Genomic DNA, 15,660 nt, shown 5'->3' with positions numbered 1-15,660 from the left:
ATCATGGATGACATAGTGAGGGCGCTTTGCGTTCTGAAACTGAGGATGAATAAAAGCGACCAAAAAATTTGCTAATAAATGTTAATACAGCGCATAAATACGTACTTCGCCTCTCGACGCGGCGCGCTGAGCTGCCTATTATCCTTAGGCTTGTTCATTTTAAGATGTATCTGAGGGGAGAGAAGATGCGAGCTGCGTTTTTAGTGGGATGTGCTGCGCTGTTACTGTCGGCGTGTAGTAGCAATGATGAACCTGTTCAGCAGGCAACGGCGGCGCACGTGTCGCCGGGAATGCGTGCCGCGATGAGCAGCTCCGGCCAGGCAAACTGCGCCATGGTTGGCGGCTCGTTATCGGTCGCCCGCCAGCTTGATGGCTCCGCTATCGGCATGTGCGCATTGCCGAACGGCAAGCGCTGCAGCGAGCAGGCGCTGGCAGGCGGAAGCTGCGGTAACTATTAATTCATCAGGTCGGCGAGCTTATACACCAGCGTCTGGTCGGCGGTCGCCAGCGTTAGCTGCGTTTCCGTCAGGTCGACCTGCGCGCCTTCGCGCAGCATTTTGCTCAGCGTGGCGTCCAGCGCGTTCAGCTGCGAGTCCGTGCAGAGCATGCGGGTCATCGCCAGCTCTTCAACCTTCAGCTCGCCGTCCGAGACTTTGCCCGTGCCGCTGAAGCGGTTGCACATATTACCTGAAACAGACATCTTGCCCGTAATGGGCATTTTTTCGCCGAAGCTCAGCTCCTGCGGCTTATCCGCGGCATTCAGCGGCTGCCCGTTAACGCTGGTCAGCACAAAACGGTGATGCTGAAGCTGTTCCGCTCTGGTTGACACCTTGCTGTTATAAACGCAGCCCGATAGCAACATTCCCGCCGCCAGCAGCGCAGCAAACTTGTTCATTTAGTCTCCATAAATATTTATCGTATTAATAAATGAAGGGAATTGTAACTTTATCGCAGGCGATTACTGTGGGGATTATCTGAATGTGCCCCCCGCAGAGGAGGAGCACAAAAGGGAAAGGAATATCAGACCAGCGCGTTAGGGCAGGTTTCGCCAGCATCCACCTGACGCAGGTTGTCGAGGGTGGTTTGTGAAATGCTGATCAGCGCTTCCGCGGTCAGAAACGCCTGGTGACCGGTAAACAGGACGTTATGGCAGGCAGAGAGACGGCGGAACACATCATCCTGAATCACGTCATTAGACTTATCTTCAAAGAACAGATCGCGTTCGTTCTCATACACGTCCATCCCCAGCGCGCCAATTTTCTGATGCTTTAGGGCGTCGATTGCTGCCTGCGAATCGATGAGCGCGCCGCGGCTGGTGTTGATGATCATCACCCCGTCTTTCATGCGATCGAACGCGGCATGGTTCAGCAAATGGTAGTTTTCATCGGTCAGCGGGCAGTGCAGGGAGATAACGTCAGACTCCCGGTACAGGGTTTCAAGATCGACATACTCCACGCCCATATCCAGCGCGGCGGCGCTTGGGTAGGGATCAAATGCCAGCAGACGCATACCGAAGCCTTTCAGAATGCGCAGCGCGGCGACGCCGATTTTACCGGTACCGATAACGCCGGCGGTTTTACCGTGCATGGTGAAACCGGTTAGTCCTTCAAGGGAGAAGTTCGCATCGCGGGTGCGCTGATAGGCGCGATGAATACGGCGGTTCAGCGACATCATCATGCCGATCGCGTGCTCTGCGACCGCTTCCGGCGAGTAGGCCGGGACGCGCACCACGCGCAGGCCCAGCTCTTTAGCGGCATCGAGATCAACGTTGTTGAACCCCGCGCAGCGCAGCGCGATGTACTTCACGCCGTGGGCTTTCAGTTCTTCTAGTACCGGGCGGCTTCCGTCATCGTTTACGAAGATGCACACCGCTTCACAGCCGTTGGCGGTTTTGGCGGTTTTTTCGGTTAGCAGGAAGTCAAAAAATTCCAGTTCAAAGCCGTATGCATCATTGACGTGCTGCAGATACTTCTTATCGTACTGTTTCGTACTGTATACAGCGATTTTCATAAGACTTTTCTCCAGTGATAATACCGTCACGGTAGCATAATTAAAATAATCTTACAAATGTTAAAAACTAGTTTAATCAGCAGGTTATAGTATTAATTCTAGAGCATATCGTAGAGTTAAGAAATCTCTTTAAAAGACAATACGTTTCATTAAAAGTTGAGGCTCAGCGCCCCTGGCGCCAGCAGGACCAGCGGCCAGAGTAAACCTGAACTGACGTTAGCGAGCTGAAACTGCCAGAGAGAGGTCCCGCTGGCGCCGGTGACCAGCGGCACGGTGGCGCGCAGCGGAGAGAGAAAGCGGCTAAAAAAGACCGCCCACGCGCCGTGGCGGCGCAGGAATAGCTGGCCGCGAGCGAGGCGTTCGGCATTAAGCCAGCGGATACGATGCAGATGGTGCCGGTAGCGGTAGCCCGTCAGCCACGAGAGCCAGAATCCGCCGATGGCGCCGAGGCTGGCGCTCATCCACATTAACAAAAAATGGCCGACGCTGGCCGATGCCAGGGTGCCGAACAGCAGCAGTCCGGAGGTACCGGGGATCAGCAGCGAGATAACGGCGCAAGATTTCGTGAACGTCAGCAGGAAAACCATCAGCAATACCAATGAATAGCGGCTCTGAGCGTATTCCATCAGCGAGATAATTAAGTCCACAGCACCATCCGTTTACGTTCGCAGGTGTGGACCAGTGTCGCAGGCGAAAACTAAACCCCGGTTAAATAGCCGGCTGGTGAATCACATAGCGGCGACTACGCTTAAACGGGATGGAAACTTTAACTCACAGGTCGAACGTGCCACAATAGCGGCCTCTCGGCTTTTACTTATTTCGAATCAGGATATTAGCTGCCCATGAAGGGTAAATATAAAGCCGCCATCGCGCTATTATTAGCCCTCGTGCTGCTACCGCTGGCTTTGCTATTAACGCTCACCCACTGGGTGCCCACGCTGGCAGGTATCTGGCTACCGGCGGGAACCCGAATCTCACTTAATGAAAGCCCGCGACTGACGCGCTCCGCGCTGCGTATTCCGGATCTGCGCTACCTGGTCGGCGACTGCGAAATCGCGCGCGTCGCCAATGCCTCGCTCTCGCGTCCCAGCCGCTGGCGTTTACATATCAGCGAGCTGGATATAAACAGCGCCTGCCTGAACAAGCTCCCGGAAAGCGAAGCCGCGCCGGGGGCGCCGAAAACCCTCGCCGAATGGCAATCAATGCTCCCTTACAGCTGGCTGACGATTGACAATCTGCGCCTGTCGCCGTGGGAGAAATGGCAGGGGCGGCTGGTGATGTCGCTAACGCCGCAGCAGCAGGATATCGGCTATGCCGGTAAAGAGGTTACCCTCCAGGCGCGGCTGCGCGGCCAGGCGCTGACGGTCAGCGATTTTTCCGCGCGTCTGGTGGAAGACCAGGCGCCGGTGAAGCTGGTGGGTGAGTTTCAGATGCCGCTGGTGCCGGACGGTTTGCCGGTCGACGGCCACCTGTTCAGCACCTTTGAATTTCCACAAACCCCCGGTCTTGTCGATGCCGAGCTGGAGTGGCAGAAGAACCGCGGGCAGCTGCTGGTCACGCCGCGCGGTGAAGTGGAGCCGATGCTTGACCTGCCGTGGGAAATCACCCCGGATCGTATCGTCATCAGCGATGGCCGTTGGCACACCGAATACGCGGGCAACGCCTTGAGCGGCCGGGTTGCGCTTTCGCTGGGCAACTGGCAGCAGGGCACCGAGCAGATGCAGGTCAGCGGGCGTCTTAACGTGCTCACTCAGGGCCAGGCCGGGAAGGGCAACGCCGTGCTGAATATCGGCCCCGGTAAGCTGAGCATGGACAGCAGCGACATGCCGCTACAGCTGACCGGCGAGGCCAAGCTCGGCGATCTGATTTTTTATGCCCGACTGCCCGCGCAGCTGAGCGGGCCGCTTACCGCGCCGGTGCTCAATTTTCACCCCGGCGCGCTGCTGCGTTCGCGCGGGCGGGTCATCGATTCGTTGAATATCGATGAAATCCGCTGGCCTCTGGCGGGCGTTAAAGTGACGCAACAGGGCGTTGATGGCCGCCTGCAGGCTATTCTGCGCGCCCATGAGCAGGAGATGGGGGATTTTATCCTGCATCTTGATGGCCAGGCCGACAACTTTATGCCCGACCGCGGCCGCTGGCAGTGGCGCTACTGGGGCGATGGCCATTTCACCCCGATGCAGGCGCGCTGGGATGTTAAAGGCGCGGGCGAATGGGTTGATAGCGCCATTGTGCTCAACAGCCTGTCGACCGGCTTCGATAAGCTGCAGTATGGATCCATGCTGGTGAGTACCCCGCGCCTGACGCTGGAAAAACCGATCCACTGGCTGCGCGATGAGCAGCATCCTAAACTGACCGGCGCGCTGTCGCTGGATGCCGGGAAAACCACCTTCAGCGGCGGCAGCGAACTGCCGCCGTCAACGCTTAAGTTCAACATTGATGGCCGCGATCCGACCCGGTTCCGGTTCAGCGGCTCCCTGCATGCGCAAAAAATTGGCCCCGTGCGCGTGACCGGGCGCTGGGACGGCGAACGTCTGCGCGGCGAGGCGTGGTGGCCAAAACAGTCGCTGACCGTTTTCCAGCCGTTGGTGCCGCCGGAGTGGAAGATGAACCTGCGTGAGGGAACGCTCTACGCGCAGGTGGCATTCTCTGCCGCCGCCGAACAGGGCTTCGAGGCGGGCGGTCACGGTGTGCTCAAAGACGGCAGCGCCTGGATGCCGGATAACCAGATCAACGGCGTCGATTTTGTGCTGCCGTTCCGCTTTAGCGACGCCACCTGGCAGCTTGGCACCCGCCATCCGGTATCGCTGCGCATCGGCGAAGTCGTCAACCAGTTCACCGCGCGCAATCTGACGGCGGATCTCCAGGGCGCCTGGCCCTGGAGTGAAGACGCACCTTTACAGTTAAGCAACGTCAGCGTCGATATTCTCGGCGGCAAGCTGACCATGCAGCAGCTGCGGATGCCGCAGCACGATCCGGCGCTGCTGCGTCTGCAAAACATCTCCAGCAGCGAGTTAATTAGCGCGATTAAAGTGAAGCAGTTCGCCGTGTCCGGCCCGTTTAACGGTGCGCTGCCGCTGTGGCTGGATAACGATAAATGGATTATCAAGGACGGCTGGTTCAGCAATCCGGGGCCGATGACGATGCGTCTTGATAAAGACACGGCAGACGCGCTGGTGGCTGACAACGTCTCCGCCGGGGCGGCCATTAACTGGCTGCGCTATATGGAAGTGGCCACCTCGTGGACGCGGATCAACCTCGATAACCTCGGCGTACTGACGCTGAAGGCGACGATTAGCGGCACCAGCCGGGTAGAAGGCAAAAGCAATACGGTGCACTTAAACTACTCCCATGAAGAGAATATTTTTGACCTGTGGCGCAGCTTGCGTTTCGGCGACAATCTGCAGGCGTGGCTGGAGCAGAACGCCAGGCTGCCCGCGCCGCGCTGTCAGGACAGTCATACCTGTAAGGAACAACAATAATGATCAAACTATTCGCCGCCTTTCTGGCCACCGCGCTGCTGGCGGGCTGTACGCCGCGTATTGAAATCGCGGCATCGAAAGAGCCGATCACCATCAATATGAACGTCAAAATTGAGCATGAAATTCATATCAAGCTGGATAAAGACGTTGAGAATCTGCTCAAATCGCGTAGCGATCTGTTCTGAGGCGATGATGAGAATACGACTGATAACCGCCGCGCTGGCGCTGGTGCTGTTCAGCGCTCAGGCGCAGGCCCTGACCCTGAATGAGGCTCGCCAGCAGGGGCGGGTCGGCGAAACCCTCAACGGCTATCTTGAACCGCTGCGTCAGGATAAAGAAACCCTTGAGCTGGTGAAGCAGATCAACGCCGCCCGCAGCGACAGCTATCAGCAGCTGGCGGATGACAATAATCTACCGGTGGATCAGGTGGCGAAAATGGCCGGTCAGAAGCTGGTCGCCAGGGCGCAGCCGGGCGAGTACGTGAAGGGCCTTAACGGCAAATGGCTGAAAAAATAGCTATCGGCAGCGCTTGCGATACTCCCCCGGCGAGACGCCGAAGCGCTGCTTAAAGGCGGTGGAAAAATGGCTATGATCGCTGAAGCCCCAGCTGTAGCCGATCCCCGCCAGCTTTTCGTCATCATGGGCGCTTTGCAGCGCGCGGGCGCACAAATCGAGCCGACGATTTTTGATATATTGCGCCACCACCAGCCCCTTTTCCGCAAACAGCCGATAGAGGCTGCGCACCGACATGCCGGTTTCGCTGGCCAGCCACTCCGGGCGCAGATGTTCCGCCTGAATCGACTCATCGATTAACGCCATGATTTTCTGAAACTGCTTATCGCGCCGGGACGGCTGGGCCTCCTGATGATGCAGCATCGGGCGCAGCAGGCAGACGATGGCCTCCAGCGCCGCTTTGCTTTCGCTGGCCGAGAGTTCAGGGCTGTTCATGCTTTCATGCAGCAGGCGCTGGCTGAGCTGGACCATCGGCAGGCTTTTCGCCAGCCGGGTAGCGATGCTGATTTCACTGCCGCGCAGCTGTTGCTCCAGCAGCGATCTTGGCAGCAGCAGGGAGGCCTGACGCGAGGTTTGCTGCCAGATAATTGAACAGGGACGAGACGCGTCGATCAGGGTGATATCGCCGCTTTCCAGCATCGCCTGGCGGCCATCCTGCTCGATCGTCGCCTGGCCCGCGAGCTGGAAGACGGTATAAAACCAGGCGTCGTTATCGCGCTGGATCTCTTGTCGGGTGCGATAAAGATTAATGCCGCAGGCGGTCACCGTGCTGACTTTCAGGTCGCCGGCATAGCTGGCGTCGATCTCACCGTGGAAATTATCAGCCAGCGGACGGGCGGCAAACTGCCCGCAGACCTGATTGATTTTTGCTAACCAATGCTGGTAGTTCTGCCCACGATTTGCCGTACTCATCGCGCATCCCTTGTAATAATAATGTTTTTGCATTGTTGCACTTATGATGCCGGAGGCAAGGGGCAACGGCGGAGTATATGAAAGAACTATTACCTGCTGCACATTTTCTGTCCGCCTCATCAACTTAATTGCGGCGCCTGTCACAGCGGCAACAGCGAATGTCACAGAGAAAAAAGCGTGAATCGCGACCCCGGCATAAACTGAAACCACTATCCGTGAACAATAAGGAAGGGGTATGTCCACATCACAGGTCGCGCTACTCGCCAGCGTGCAGCAGTTTTTAGACAGACAGCATGGGTTGTATCTCGACGGTGCGCAGCAGGCGGCAGAGAGCGAAAAGCGCTTAACCGTCTGGGATCCGGCCACCGGTCAGGCTATCGCCAGCACCGCGGATGCCAACGCCGCGGATGTCGATCGGGCGGTGATGTCCGCCTGGCGCGCTTTCGTTTCCCGCAGCTGGGCAGGGCGGACGCCCGCCGACCGCGAGCGGATCCTGCTGCGCTTCGCCGACCTGGTGGAGCAGCACGGCGAGGAGCTGGCGCAGCTGGAGACCCTTGAACAGGGGAAATCGATTAACATTTCCCGCGCCTTTGAAGTGGGCTGCACGCTGAACTGGATGCGCTATACCGCCGGACTGACCACTAAAATCAGCGGCCGCACCCTCGACGTATCGATCCCTTTCCCGCAGGGCGCACGCTATCAGGCGTGGACCAAAAAAGAGCCGGTGGGCGTGGTGGCCGGGATCGTGCCGTGGAATTTCCCGTTGATGATCGGCATGTGGAAAGTGATGCCCGCGCTGGCGGCTGGCTGCTCGATCGTCATTAAACCGTCGGAAACCACGCCGCTGACCCTGCTGCGGGTAGCGGAACTGGCAACCGAGGCCGGCGTGCCGGGCGGCGTTTTTAACGTGGTGACCGGCAGCGGCGCCGGGTGCGGCGCGGCGCTGACCTCGCATCCTCAGGTCGCCAAGGTGAGCTTTACCGGATCGACCGCTACCGGTAAACAGATTGCCCGCGTGGCCGCTGACCGCCTTACCCGGGTCACGCTGGAGCTGGGCGGCAAGAACCCGGCCATCGTGCTGAAAGATGCCGATCCGCAGTGGGTTATTGAGGGATTAATGACCGGTAGCTTTCTGAATCAGGGGCAGGTGTGCGCCGCCAGTTCGCGAATTTATATCGAAGCGCCGCTGTTCGATACGCTGGTGAGCGGCTTCGAGCAGGCGGTGAAGTCGCTACAGGTCGGGCCCGGTATGCTCGAGAGCAGCCAGATTAACCCGGTAGTGTCGCAGGCGCACTGCGCAAAAGTGGCGGCCTATCTTGATGAAGCCCGTCAGCAGAAGGCAGAGCTGATTAGCGGTAACGTGGGGCCGAATGCGCAGGGCTACTATATTGCGCCAACGCTGGTGATTAATCCCGACGCCGGGCTGCGCCTTAGCCGGGAAGAGGTTTTCGGTCCGGTGGTGAACCTGGTACGCGTGGCCGACGGGGAAGAGGCGCTGCGCCTGGCCAACGACAGCGATTTTGGCCTGACCGCCAGCGTCTGGACCCGCGACCTGAGCCAGGCGCTGAGCTATACCGATCGCCTGCAGGCGGGGACGGTGTGGGTCAACAGCCATACGCTGATCGACGCCAACCTGCCGTTCGGCGGCATGAAGCAGTCCGGTACCGGCCGCGATTTCGGCCCCGACTGGCTGGACGACTGGTGCGAAACAAAGTCGGTCTGCGTGCGCTACTAGCCGCCTTTTCCCCGGTGGCGGCTGGCGCCTTACCGGGGCTACAAGCGCGTAACTTGCGGATTCTGTCGCCAGTCCTGCGGCAAAATCCGCGCCTCGATACCTCAAATCCGGCTTATCTCCGTATGCCCGGTGGCGCCTTTCTCCGGGAGTAAACCGTCACTCCAGCAAGGACGGGTCGGCGTCGATCATCATCTGCTTCATCTCTGCAAAATGCTGGCGTGAAAAGTCGGCGATCCCCTCCCAGTCCTGCGCGGTTTTCTCCGCCACCGCATCGGAGAGCACTTTCAGCGGCTGCCCCGTTGACCAGGCGGTCACCAGAATCTGGCAGGCGCGCTCCAGGGTCCAGATATCATCAAAAGCCTCGCCAATCGACGGCGCGGTCACCAGTACGCCGTGGTTGCCCATCAGCAGCCGGCGCTTGTCGGCCAGCAGCGCCGCCAGACGCGCGCCTTCCGCCGTGGTGTCCGCCATGCCGCCGTACAACCTATCGACGGCTACCCGATTGAAATAGCGCGCCGTGTTCTGATCGATCGGCGGGATATGCGGCGTCTCGAGGCAAGCAACGCTGGTGGTATACACCGGATGCAGGTGCAGTACCACCCGCACCTCCGGCAGGCGCTGGTGGATTTGCCCGTGAATCGCCCACGCCGTGGCGTCCACGTCCGCTCGCCGGGCGCAGGCTTCATCATCGGCGTCCAGCAGCAGCAGGTCGCTGGCGCGGATGCGCGAAAAGTGTTTCCACTTCGGATTCAGCAGGAATTTTTTGCCGTCCGCCGAGATGGCCGCGCTAAAGTGGTTGGCCACCGCTTCGTGCATCCCGAGATGGGCGATGATGCGAAAGGTCGCCGCCAGGTCGATACGCGTCTGTTCTTCATAAGAGCGGGCCATATGATTACTCCGCTTTCGGCATTAGAGTCTGCAGATCCTCTGGCGTCGGCGCCTGGAAGTTATATTTCTTCAGCAGCGCGGCGTATTCCGGCGTCGCGCTGTATTTCTTCAGCCCTTCCTCCAGGGCGGTTTTCACTTCGCTATTGCCTTTTTTCACCCCAAAGCCGTTGAGCACCGGATAAATTAAGGTTTCGGAAGAGATGGTCACCCGATCGCCAAGCTTGTCGATCACGCCGCGCGCCACCGCCGCATCGGTGATTTGCGCCTCAACCGCCCGCGAGAGCAGCGCCTGGGTGGTTTGCGGGTCGGTGGTGTATTCACTGAGCGCTATCGGCTTCAGGCCCTTTTTCACGCAGTAGTCGGCGGAGAGCTTTTGCAGCTGCGCCAGCCATGACGTCGCCCCCATTGAACCAATTTTGTGGCCGCAAAACGCTTCCGGCGTTTTCGGCTGATAGTCGCTGCCTTTCAGCGCGAGGATCGCTTCGCCGCTTTTCAGATAGGGCACCATATCGATAACCTTCAGACGCTCGGCGGTGATGTACATTGACGAGTTGGTGATATCGAAGCGTCCGCCCTGCAAGCCCGGAATCAAATTCGGAAACCGGGTATCAATATTCACCGCCTCGCGGCCCATGGTTTTTGCCAGCCCGGCAAGAAACTCGATATCGAACCCGGCGGGCTTGTTGTTTTCCATATATTCATACGGGAAAAAGGTCATATCCGAACCGGCGGTGATTTTCCCCGGCTGCTGGAAGGCCTGAGCGCTAAAGGACGACAGGGCGCCGGCGGTGCAAAGGAGCAGGGCAGCAGGGCGGAAAGCTTTAAAACGTTTCATACAACCTCCAGAGAGTGGGCAAATTACATGCTGGCGCGATCGGTACCGGCCTGCTGGACGAAAAAGGATGCGCCGCGCGGTTTTTGCGGCAGGCGTAAATGATTCACGGTACTGCGCACCAGGCCGCTCTCTTCCCCGGCAACCATCTGCCCGGCGTGCGCGCTGGGCAGCGGATTTTCGCCGTACGGCAGGGCATCTTCCGCCGCGTAGACGCTGATAAACAGCGTCCGCGGCAGGTCGGTTTCATTGGGGCTGGAGGCGTGGAGCAGACGAGTATGCATAAAGCACACCGATCCCGCCGGGCCAAAACAGGCCTGCGGCTGCTGGCAGTGGGTCGCTTCAACCTCCCGATCCACGGCGCCGGTAAAACGATCGTTTTGCCAGTGGGACCACAGCGGTCCCCGATGGCTTCCTGGCACCACGTTGAGCGGGCCGTTCTCCGGCGTCACTTCGCTGACCATCAGCAGGGCGGTGATGATGTCGTCATTGCTGTGGGGGGTAAACAGAAAATCCTGGTGCCATTTCACCTGCGTGGCGGTGTGCGGCAGCTTGGAGTTGATTTTGCTGTGATGGAAGCGGGTCCCGCTGCCGCCGATCAGCTGGCCGGCAATCGCCGCCATTCTCGAATCAAGCGCGGCGTGGCGGTAGGCGGCGGAAATCTCCGTGGGGGAACTCACACGGCGCAGCGACGGATGATGGGGCGCGTGATCGCTTTCGAGGTCGAAACGCGGCCGACCGTCCAGGGTTTCGCCCCACACCTCGCTATGCTGTCGGCTCTCTTCGACCCAGGCGTCGAAATCGGCCTGCAGCAGCGCGACATCCTCGGCGGAAAGCACCTCTTCGACAACCAGAAAACCCTGCTGATGAAACTGTTCGATTTGCCACTGCGCGATCATATTTTTCTCCTTTCGGGAACGGAGGCGTTAAGCCAAAGAGACATCTTTCAGGAAGGCGTCCACGCGCGGATGCTGGCCGTCGCGCATTGCCTGAGGCGTGTCGTCGCAGACCACGCGTCCTTTTTCCATAAACACAATTCGATCGGAAACCTTAAAGGCGAAGTTCATTTCATGGGTGACGATCACCATGGTGATGCCTTCATGGGCCAGCGATTCGATAACCTGCAGAACCTCGTTAACTTTTTCCGGATCCAGCGCCGAGGTGGGCTCATCGAACAGCATAATTTGTGGGCGCATCATCAGGGCGCGGGCAATCGCTACCCGCTGCTGCTGGCCGCCGGAAAGCTGATGCGGATATTTCCACGCGTGTTCCAGCATGCCGACTTTATGCAGCAGTTCGCAGGCGTGCTGCTTCAGCTCGCCTTCGCTGGCCAGATGGTGATAGCGCGGCGCCAGCAGCAGGTTGCCGAGTACGGTCAGGTGGGGGAACAGGTTGAAGCTCTGGAAAACCATGCCGATATTCTGGCGATGCTCGCTGTTCTCCATAAAACGCGGCTTCTGCTGCCCCTGGCGGTCAAGGTGAATAAAAGGCTGGCCGTTGATTTTGATCTCGCCGTTATCAATCTGCTCAAGGCCGTTCAGCAGGCGGATCAGCGTGGTTTTACCGGAGCCGGACGGGCCGATGACGGAGACCACTTCGCCGGGCTGAATTTGCAGGCTGACGGCGCCCAGCACTTCGACATTGTTATAGGCTTTATGCAGCTTTGACGCCTGCAGCGCCGGTTCCTGCGCGACGCTAACGCTGCGGGCCATTGCCGGACGCCGCGCGGTGGCCAGCTGCTGCATTTCTTCATCCACCAGTCGCGTGGTCTTACGCTGGGTGACGTCGAGCCAGGTCTCGAGGCGCTTAAGCAGGAAATCAAACACCGTGACGATCAGGATGTAGTAAAACGCCACCGCCGCCATGGTCTCCATGACGAGGAAATTCTGCGAATAGAGGCGCTGGCCGACCATTAAGATCTCGGTCAGGGAGATAACCGACACCAGCGAGCTGAGCTTGACGATGGCGATATACTCATTAGCCAGCGCCGGCAGGGCGACGCGCAGCGCCTGCGGGATCACCACACGCCACTGGGTGCCAGCATAGCGCAGCCCGAGCGCGCGGGCGGCTTCGCTCTGTCCTTTGGGAATCGACAGCAGTCCGCCGCGATGAATTTCAGCAATATAGGCGGCTTCGCTCAGCACCATCGCCAGCAGTCCGGCCCAGAACGGGTCGTTCAGCACCGGGGCGAAGGAGGGTAGCGCCTGCGGCATGTTGTAGACAAAAATCAGCAGCACCAGCAGCGGCATGCTGCGAAACAGCCAGATATAGAGGCGGGCAGGCGCGTTAAACAGCTTGCGCGGCGACTGTTTGGCCAGCGCCAGAATAAACCCCAGCACAATACTGAAAGCCCAGGTCAGCAAACTTAATTTGATGACGGTCCAGGTGGCCTGCCAGAAATCGATATCGCTGAGCAGGCTTAACATATAGTTCCAGTTAAACGTCATGGGCTATTTCACTCGCCATAATTAACGGAAATTAAGGCGATTCCCCTGTTCTAAAATGGGGAGCCGCCGGCGTTCATCTTGCCATGACACTATGCTGGCACTCTTCGACCGGTGGCAATTAGTAAATTTTTGGCCTTTAAGTTTAAAAAAACTATACAGCTATATTAACCTCAGGGAATTTAACGCAATTAATGAGAAACAGTATTGAAACAACTTAAAAACAATCACCCTTATTTTTAAACCTGATTTTTCGTAAAATGACAATTTGTGCAATATTGGGGCGCGCCGCGGGCGAATAAGGTGCAGGGCGATGCTTTATGGTGCAATACGCGAAATCAGGCAAAAAAAGAGGGCGGGTTATTAAATAGAAACGGCGGCTATTTGCCGACGAGGTAAAGCGCAAACGGCATGGCACGATGCTTGCAGGCTGCTTATCGTAAAACTAAGCCCGTTCGTAATAAGACAATATTTTATCAATGGTGAAGCGATGAACCGATTTACCCTCAAACAGCTTAAATATTTCGTGACGGTGGTGGAAACGGAGAGTATCGCTGAGGCTTCCCGTCAGCTGCACATTGCCCAGCCGTCGATCTCTATTGCGATTAAAAACCTCGAAAGTACCTTCGACCAGCAGCTGTTTATTCGTCACCATGCGCAGGGCGTATCCCTGACCTCAAGCGGGCGGCGCTTCTACGATAAAGCCAAAGAGCTGCTGCGGCTGTCCTATGAGTTTGAGCAGAACTCGCGGGCGGATAAAGAGCTGGTATCCGGGACTATTTCCGTCGGCTGCTTTGAATCCGTCGCGCCGCTGTATATGCCAAAACTGGTAGCGGGATTTAAAAAAATGTATCCCGAAATTACTCTCCAGCTCTACGACGGCGAACAGCATGAACTGATGCACGGTCTGCACCGCGGGCGCTTCGATCTGGCGCTGGTCTACGACCTGGAGCTGGGTCACTCCATTCATAAAGAGCTGCTGAACGCCCCGCATAAACCCTATGCTTTGCTGCCCGCTTCTCATCCGCTGGCGCAGAAAAAATGCGTCACGCTCCAGGAATTAAGCCGGGAACCGATGATTTTGCTCGATGCGGTCCCCAGCAAAAACTATTTTGTCTCGATATTTAAAGAGAAAGGTTATCACCCGGAAGTGGCCTACAGTTCGCCGTCCATAGAAATGGTGCGCTGTATGGTCGGGCAGGGATTAGGCTTTTCGGTACTGGTTACCCGTCCGCTGTGCGATATGACCTATGACGGCGAAAAGCTGGTGCAGCTGGATATTGCCGACGAAATGCCCGCATCGACATTAATTATGGCGCATCTTGCCAATAATGAACCCACGCGTCCGACGCAGCTATTTATGGATTATTGCCGCAGCATAGAATTAACGCCGCATCAGCACGCGTAATTTAATTAACGCGGCCGAAAGCGTTATTTTTTTGTCGCGTCATTCAGCCTCGTAAATTTCTATTCAGACGATCGTTTTATAATAATTTACCATTTCATCACACTTACTTAACCTGAGTTCTGTCAATCCCGGCGGATAAGCCGGACAACCGTGCTTGAAGGACACAGATATGACAGAGCAGATTACAGAGATCGATACCCTGGTGGTAGGCGCGGGGCAGGCGGGCGTCGCCATGAGCGAGCATCTGACGCATCACGGCATTCCGCATCTGGTGCTGGAAAAAAAGCGCATCGCTGAGGCCTGGCGCAGCGGCCGCTGGGATTCGCTGGTGGCCAACGGCCCGGCCTGGCACGATCGGTTTCCCGGCATGACCTTTCCCGGCTGCGACGCCGACAGCTTTGTCGCCAAAGAGCAAATCGCCGACTATTTCGCCGCGTATGCCAAAACCTTTAATGCACCGATCAAAACCGGCGTTGAGGTCTTTAGCGCCGAGCGCTTAAACGGCCGTCCGGGGTTTCGCGTGGAAACGTCACTGGGCGTGATTGAGGCGCAGCGTATCGTCGCCGCTACCGGGCCGTTCCAGCGCCCGGTGATACCGGCCATCGCGCCGCAGGATAGCGCTGTACAGCAGATTCATTCTGCGCACTATTTCAACCCGCAGCAGCTTCCGGAAGGCGGCGTGCTGGTGGTTGGCGCGGGGTCGTCCGGCGTGCAAATCGCCGATGAGCTCCGCCGGGCGGGGCGCGCGGTATGGCTCTCCGTCGGCGCGCACGATCGCCCGCCGCGCCGCTACCGCCAGCGCGATTTTTGCTGGTGGCTGGGGGTGTTAGGGCTGTGGGATGCGGCGGCCAATCAGCCCGGCAAAGAGCACGTGACGATTGCGGTCAGCGGCGCGCGCGGCGGTCATACCGTTGATTTTCGCCAGCTGGCGCACCAGGGAATTACCCTGGTCGGACAGACGCACGGCTTTACCGAGGGCAAAGCCGTTTTCCGTGCCGATCTGGCGGACAACATTCGTCTCGGCGACGCCTCCTATCTGGCGCTGCTCGACGCCGCGGATGAGTATATCGCTCGCAACGGGCTGTCGCTGCCGGAAGAGCCGGAAGCGCGCTTTTTCCTGCCCGACCCCGATTGCCTGACCCAGCCCCTCACCGAGCTCGACCTGGCAGCCGCGGGGGTGAGCTGCATTATCTGGGCTACCGGCTATACCACCGATTACCGCTGGCTGAAGGTCAACGCCTTTAATGAACAGCAGCGCCCGCAGCATCATCGCGGCGTTTCCAGCGAACCGGGCGTCTATTTTCTCGGTCTGCCGTGGCTCTCCCGCCGTGGCTCAACCTTTATCTGGGGCGTCTGGCACGATGCGAAATATATCGCCGATCAGATTGCCATTCAGCGCCAGTATCAACGCTATCAACCTTCCTGCTAATGCCTGA

The 15,660-nt window shown here is 58.2% G+C and carries 15 protein-coding genes; 7 read left to right on the top strand and 8 right to left on the bottom strand.

The features are described 5' to 3' along the window. Nucleotides 1–185 precede the first annotated feature (185 nt). Nucleotides 186–458: a putative hemolysin gene (locus JLG71_RS15365; RefSeq protein WP_004101621.1), complete on the top strand. Its 273-nt coding sequence runs from the start codon at nt 186–188 to the stop codon at nt 456–458. On the opposite strand, the gene hslJ is transcribed toward JLG71_RS15365, so the two are convergent. The 3 genes from hslJ to JLG71_RS15350 form a co-directional block, all read right to left on the bottom strand. Beyond that, nucleotides 455–895 carry a heat shock protein HslJ gene (hslJ, locus tag JLG71_RS15360; protein WP_014229134.1) on the bottom strand — a complete coding sequence of 147 codons (441 nt, stop codon included), beginning with the start codon at nt 893–895 and terminating at the stop codon, nt 455–457. The genes JLG71_RS15365 and hslJ overlap by 4 nt on opposite strands. A 125-nt stretch (nt 896–1,020) precedes the next feature. Then, complete coding sequence (locus JLG71_RS15355; protein WP_004112629.1) at nt 1,021–2,010, bottom strand: 2-hydroxyacid dehydrogenase; 990 nt, start codon at nt 2,008–2,010, stop codon at nt 1,021–1,023. A gap of 149 nt (nt 2,011–2,159) precedes the next feature. After that, nucleotides 2,160–2,657: a DedA family protein gene (locus JLG71_RS15350; RefSeq protein ID WP_004850371.1), complete on the bottom strand. Its 498-nt coding sequence runs from the start codon at nt 2,655–2,657 to the stop codon at nt 2,160–2,162. Between the two features lie 195 nt (nt 2,658–2,852). Here JLG71_RS15350 and JLG71_RS15345 point away from each other — a divergent pair, with 195 nt between their 5' ends. The 3 genes from JLG71_RS15345 to JLG71_RS15335 are packed head-to-tail and all read left to right on the top strand — an operon-like array spanning nt 2,853 to nt 6,008. Beyond that, a complete protein-coding gene (locus JLG71_RS15345) occupies nt 2,853–5,492 on the top strand; it encodes a YdbH family protein (protein ID WP_046877237.1) in 2,640 nt (879 codons plus the stop codon). After that, entirely contained in the window at nt 5,492–5,677 is a 186-nt protein-coding gene (locus tag JLG71_RS15340; protein WP_004121063.1) for a YnbE family lipoprotein, read from the top strand. The genes JLG71_RS15345 and JLG71_RS15340 overlap by 1 nt, the downstream gene beginning before the upstream one ends. 7 nt (nt 5,678–5,684) lie before the next feature. Further along, nucleotides 5,685–6,008: a YdbL family protein gene (locus JLG71_RS15335; RefSeq protein WP_014838317.1), complete on the top strand. Its 324-nt coding sequence runs from the start codon at nt 5,685–5,687 to the stop codon at nt 6,006–6,008. On the opposite strand, the gene feaR is transcribed toward JLG71_RS15335, so the two are convergent. Next, a complete protein-coding gene (gene feaR / locus JLG71_RS15330) occupies nt 6,009–6,917 on the bottom strand; it encodes a transcriptional regulator FeaR (protein WP_025107961.1) in 909 nt (302 codons plus the stop codon). Between the two features lie 235 nt (nt 6,918–7,152). On the opposite strand from feaR, the gene JLG71_RS15325 reads away from it, so the two are divergent. Then, entirely contained in the window at nt 7,153–8,652 is a 1,500-nt protein-coding gene (locus JLG71_RS15325; RefSeq protein WP_064375763.1) for an aldehyde dehydrogenase family protein, read from the top strand. Nucleotides 8,653–8,808: 156 nt separating this feature from the next. Here the strand turns inward: JLG71_RS15325 and JLG71_RS15320 are convergent, their stop codons facing one another. Genes JLG71_RS15320 through JLG71_RS15305 form a run of 4 tightly spaced genes read right to left on the bottom strand, consistent with a single transcriptional unit; the run spans nt 8,809 to nt 12,819 of the window. Continuing rightward, nucleotides 8,809–9,540: a class II aldolase and adducin N-terminal domain-containing protein gene (locus tag JLG71_RS15320; RefSeq protein ID WP_046877239.1), complete on the bottom strand. Its 732-nt coding sequence runs from the start codon at nt 9,538–9,540 to the stop codon at nt 8,809–8,811. Between the two features lie 4 nt (nt 9,541–9,544). Next, nucleotides 9,545–10,375, bottom strand: coding sequence for an ABC transporter substrate-binding protein (locus tag JLG71_RS15315; RefSeq protein WP_004850396.1), 831 nt, complete (start codon nt 10,373–10,375; stop codon nt 9,545–9,547). A 23-nt stretch (nt 10,376–10,398) separates the two neighbouring features. Further along, nucleotides 10,399–11,271: a phytanoyl-CoA dioxygenase family protein gene (locus tag JLG71_RS15310; protein ID WP_049082366.1), complete on the bottom strand. Its 873-nt coding sequence runs from the start codon at nt 11,269–11,271 to the stop codon at nt 10,399–10,401. Nucleotides 11,272–11,298: 27 nt separating this feature from the next. Continuing rightward, nucleotides 11,299–12,819 (bottom strand): amino acid ABC transporter permease/ATP-binding protein, encoded by a 1,521-nt coding sequence (locus JLG71_RS15305; protein ID WP_064358483.1) that lies wholly within the window; start codon nt 12,817–12,819, stop codon nt 11,299–11,301. Nucleotides 12,820–13,306: 487 nt separating this feature from the next. On the opposite strand from JLG71_RS15305, the gene JLG71_RS15300 reads away from it, so the two are divergent. Together JLG71_RS15300 and JLG71_RS15295 are read left to right on the top strand one after the other, a co-directional pair. Continuing rightward, the gene (locus JLG71_RS15300) at nt 13,307–14,224 is read left to right on the top strand and encodes a LysR substrate-binding domain-containing protein (protein ID WP_009653045.1); all 918 of its coding nucleotides are present in this window, start codon (nt 13,307–13,309) and stop codon (nt 14,222–14,224) included. Between the two features lie 169 nt (nt 14,225–14,393). After that, complete coding sequence (locus JLG71_RS15295; protein ID WP_025107957.1) at nt 14,394–15,653, top strand: flavin-containing monooxygenase; 1,260 nt, start codon at nt 14,394–14,396, stop codon at nt 15,651–15,653. Nucleotides 15,654–15,660: the final 7 nt, after the last annotated feature.

The sequence above is a fragment of the Klebsiella michiganensis genome (genome assembly GCF_015139575.1).
In the GTDB taxonomy this organism is placed as follows: domain Bacteria; phylum Pseudomonadota; class Gammaproteobacteria; order Enterobacterales; family Enterobacteriaceae; genus Klebsiella; species Klebsiella michiganensis.
The sequence above is the reverse complement of the archived record's forward strand: the minus strand, read 5'-3'. Positions and strand labels throughout refer to the sequence as shown.

Bases quoted from the DNA above. Each gene is read 5' to 3' on its own strand.
- JLG71_RS15365 (WP_004101621.1), top strand. From the start codon at position 186: ATGCGAGCTGCGTTTTTAGTGGGATGTGCTGCGCTGTTACTGTCGGCG.
- hslJ (WP_014229134.1), bottom strand. From the start codon at position 895: ATGAACAAGTTTGCTGCGCTGCTGGCGGCGGGAATGTTGCTATCGGGC.
- JLG71_RS15355 (WP_004112629.1), bottom strand. From the start codon at position 2,010: ATGAAAATCGCTGTATACAGTACGAAACAGTACGATAAGAAGTATCTG.
- JLG71_RS15345 (WP_046877237.1), top strand. From the start codon at position 2,853: ATGAAGGGTAAATATAAAGCCGCCATCGCGCTATTATTAGCCCTCGTG.
- JLG71_RS15340 (WP_004121063.1), top strand. From the start codon at position 5,492: ATGATCAAACTATTCGCCGCCTTTCTGGCCACCGCGCTGCTGGCGGGC.
- JLG71_RS15335 (WP_014838317.1), top strand. From the start codon at position 5,685: ATGAGAATACGACTGATAACCGCCGCGCTGGCGCTGGTGCTGTTCAGC.
- feaR (WP_025107961.1), bottom strand. From the start codon at position 6,917: ATGAGTACGGCAAATCGTGGGCAGAACTACCAGCATTGGTTAGCAAAA.
- JLG71_RS15325 (WP_064375763.1), top strand. From the start codon at position 7,153: ATGTCCACATCACAGGTCGCGCTACTCGCCAGCGTGCAGCAGTTTTTA.
- JLG71_RS15320 (WP_046877239.1), bottom strand. From the start codon at position 9,540: ATGGCCCGCTCTTATGAAGAACAGACGCGTATCGACCTGGCGGCGACC.
- JLG71_RS15315 (WP_004850396.1), bottom strand. From the start codon at position 10,375: ATGAAACGTTTTAAAGCTTTCCGCCCTGCTGCCCTGCTCCTTTGCACC.
- JLG71_RS15310 (WP_049082366.1), bottom strand. From the start codon at position 11,271: ATGATCGCGCAGTGGCAAATCGAACAGTTTCATCAGCAGGGTTTTCTG.
- JLG71_RS15305 (WP_064358483.1), bottom strand. From the start codon at position 12,819: ATGACGTTTAACTGGAACTATATGTTAAGCCTGCTCAGCGATATCGAT.
- JLG71_RS15300 (WP_009653045.1), top strand. From the start codon at position 13,307: ATGAACCGATTTACCCTCAAACAGCTTAAATATTTCGTGACGGTGGTG.
- JLG71_RS15295 (WP_025107957.1), top strand. From the start codon at position 14,394: ATGACAGAGCAGATTACAGAGATCGATACCCTGGTGGTAGGCGCGGGG.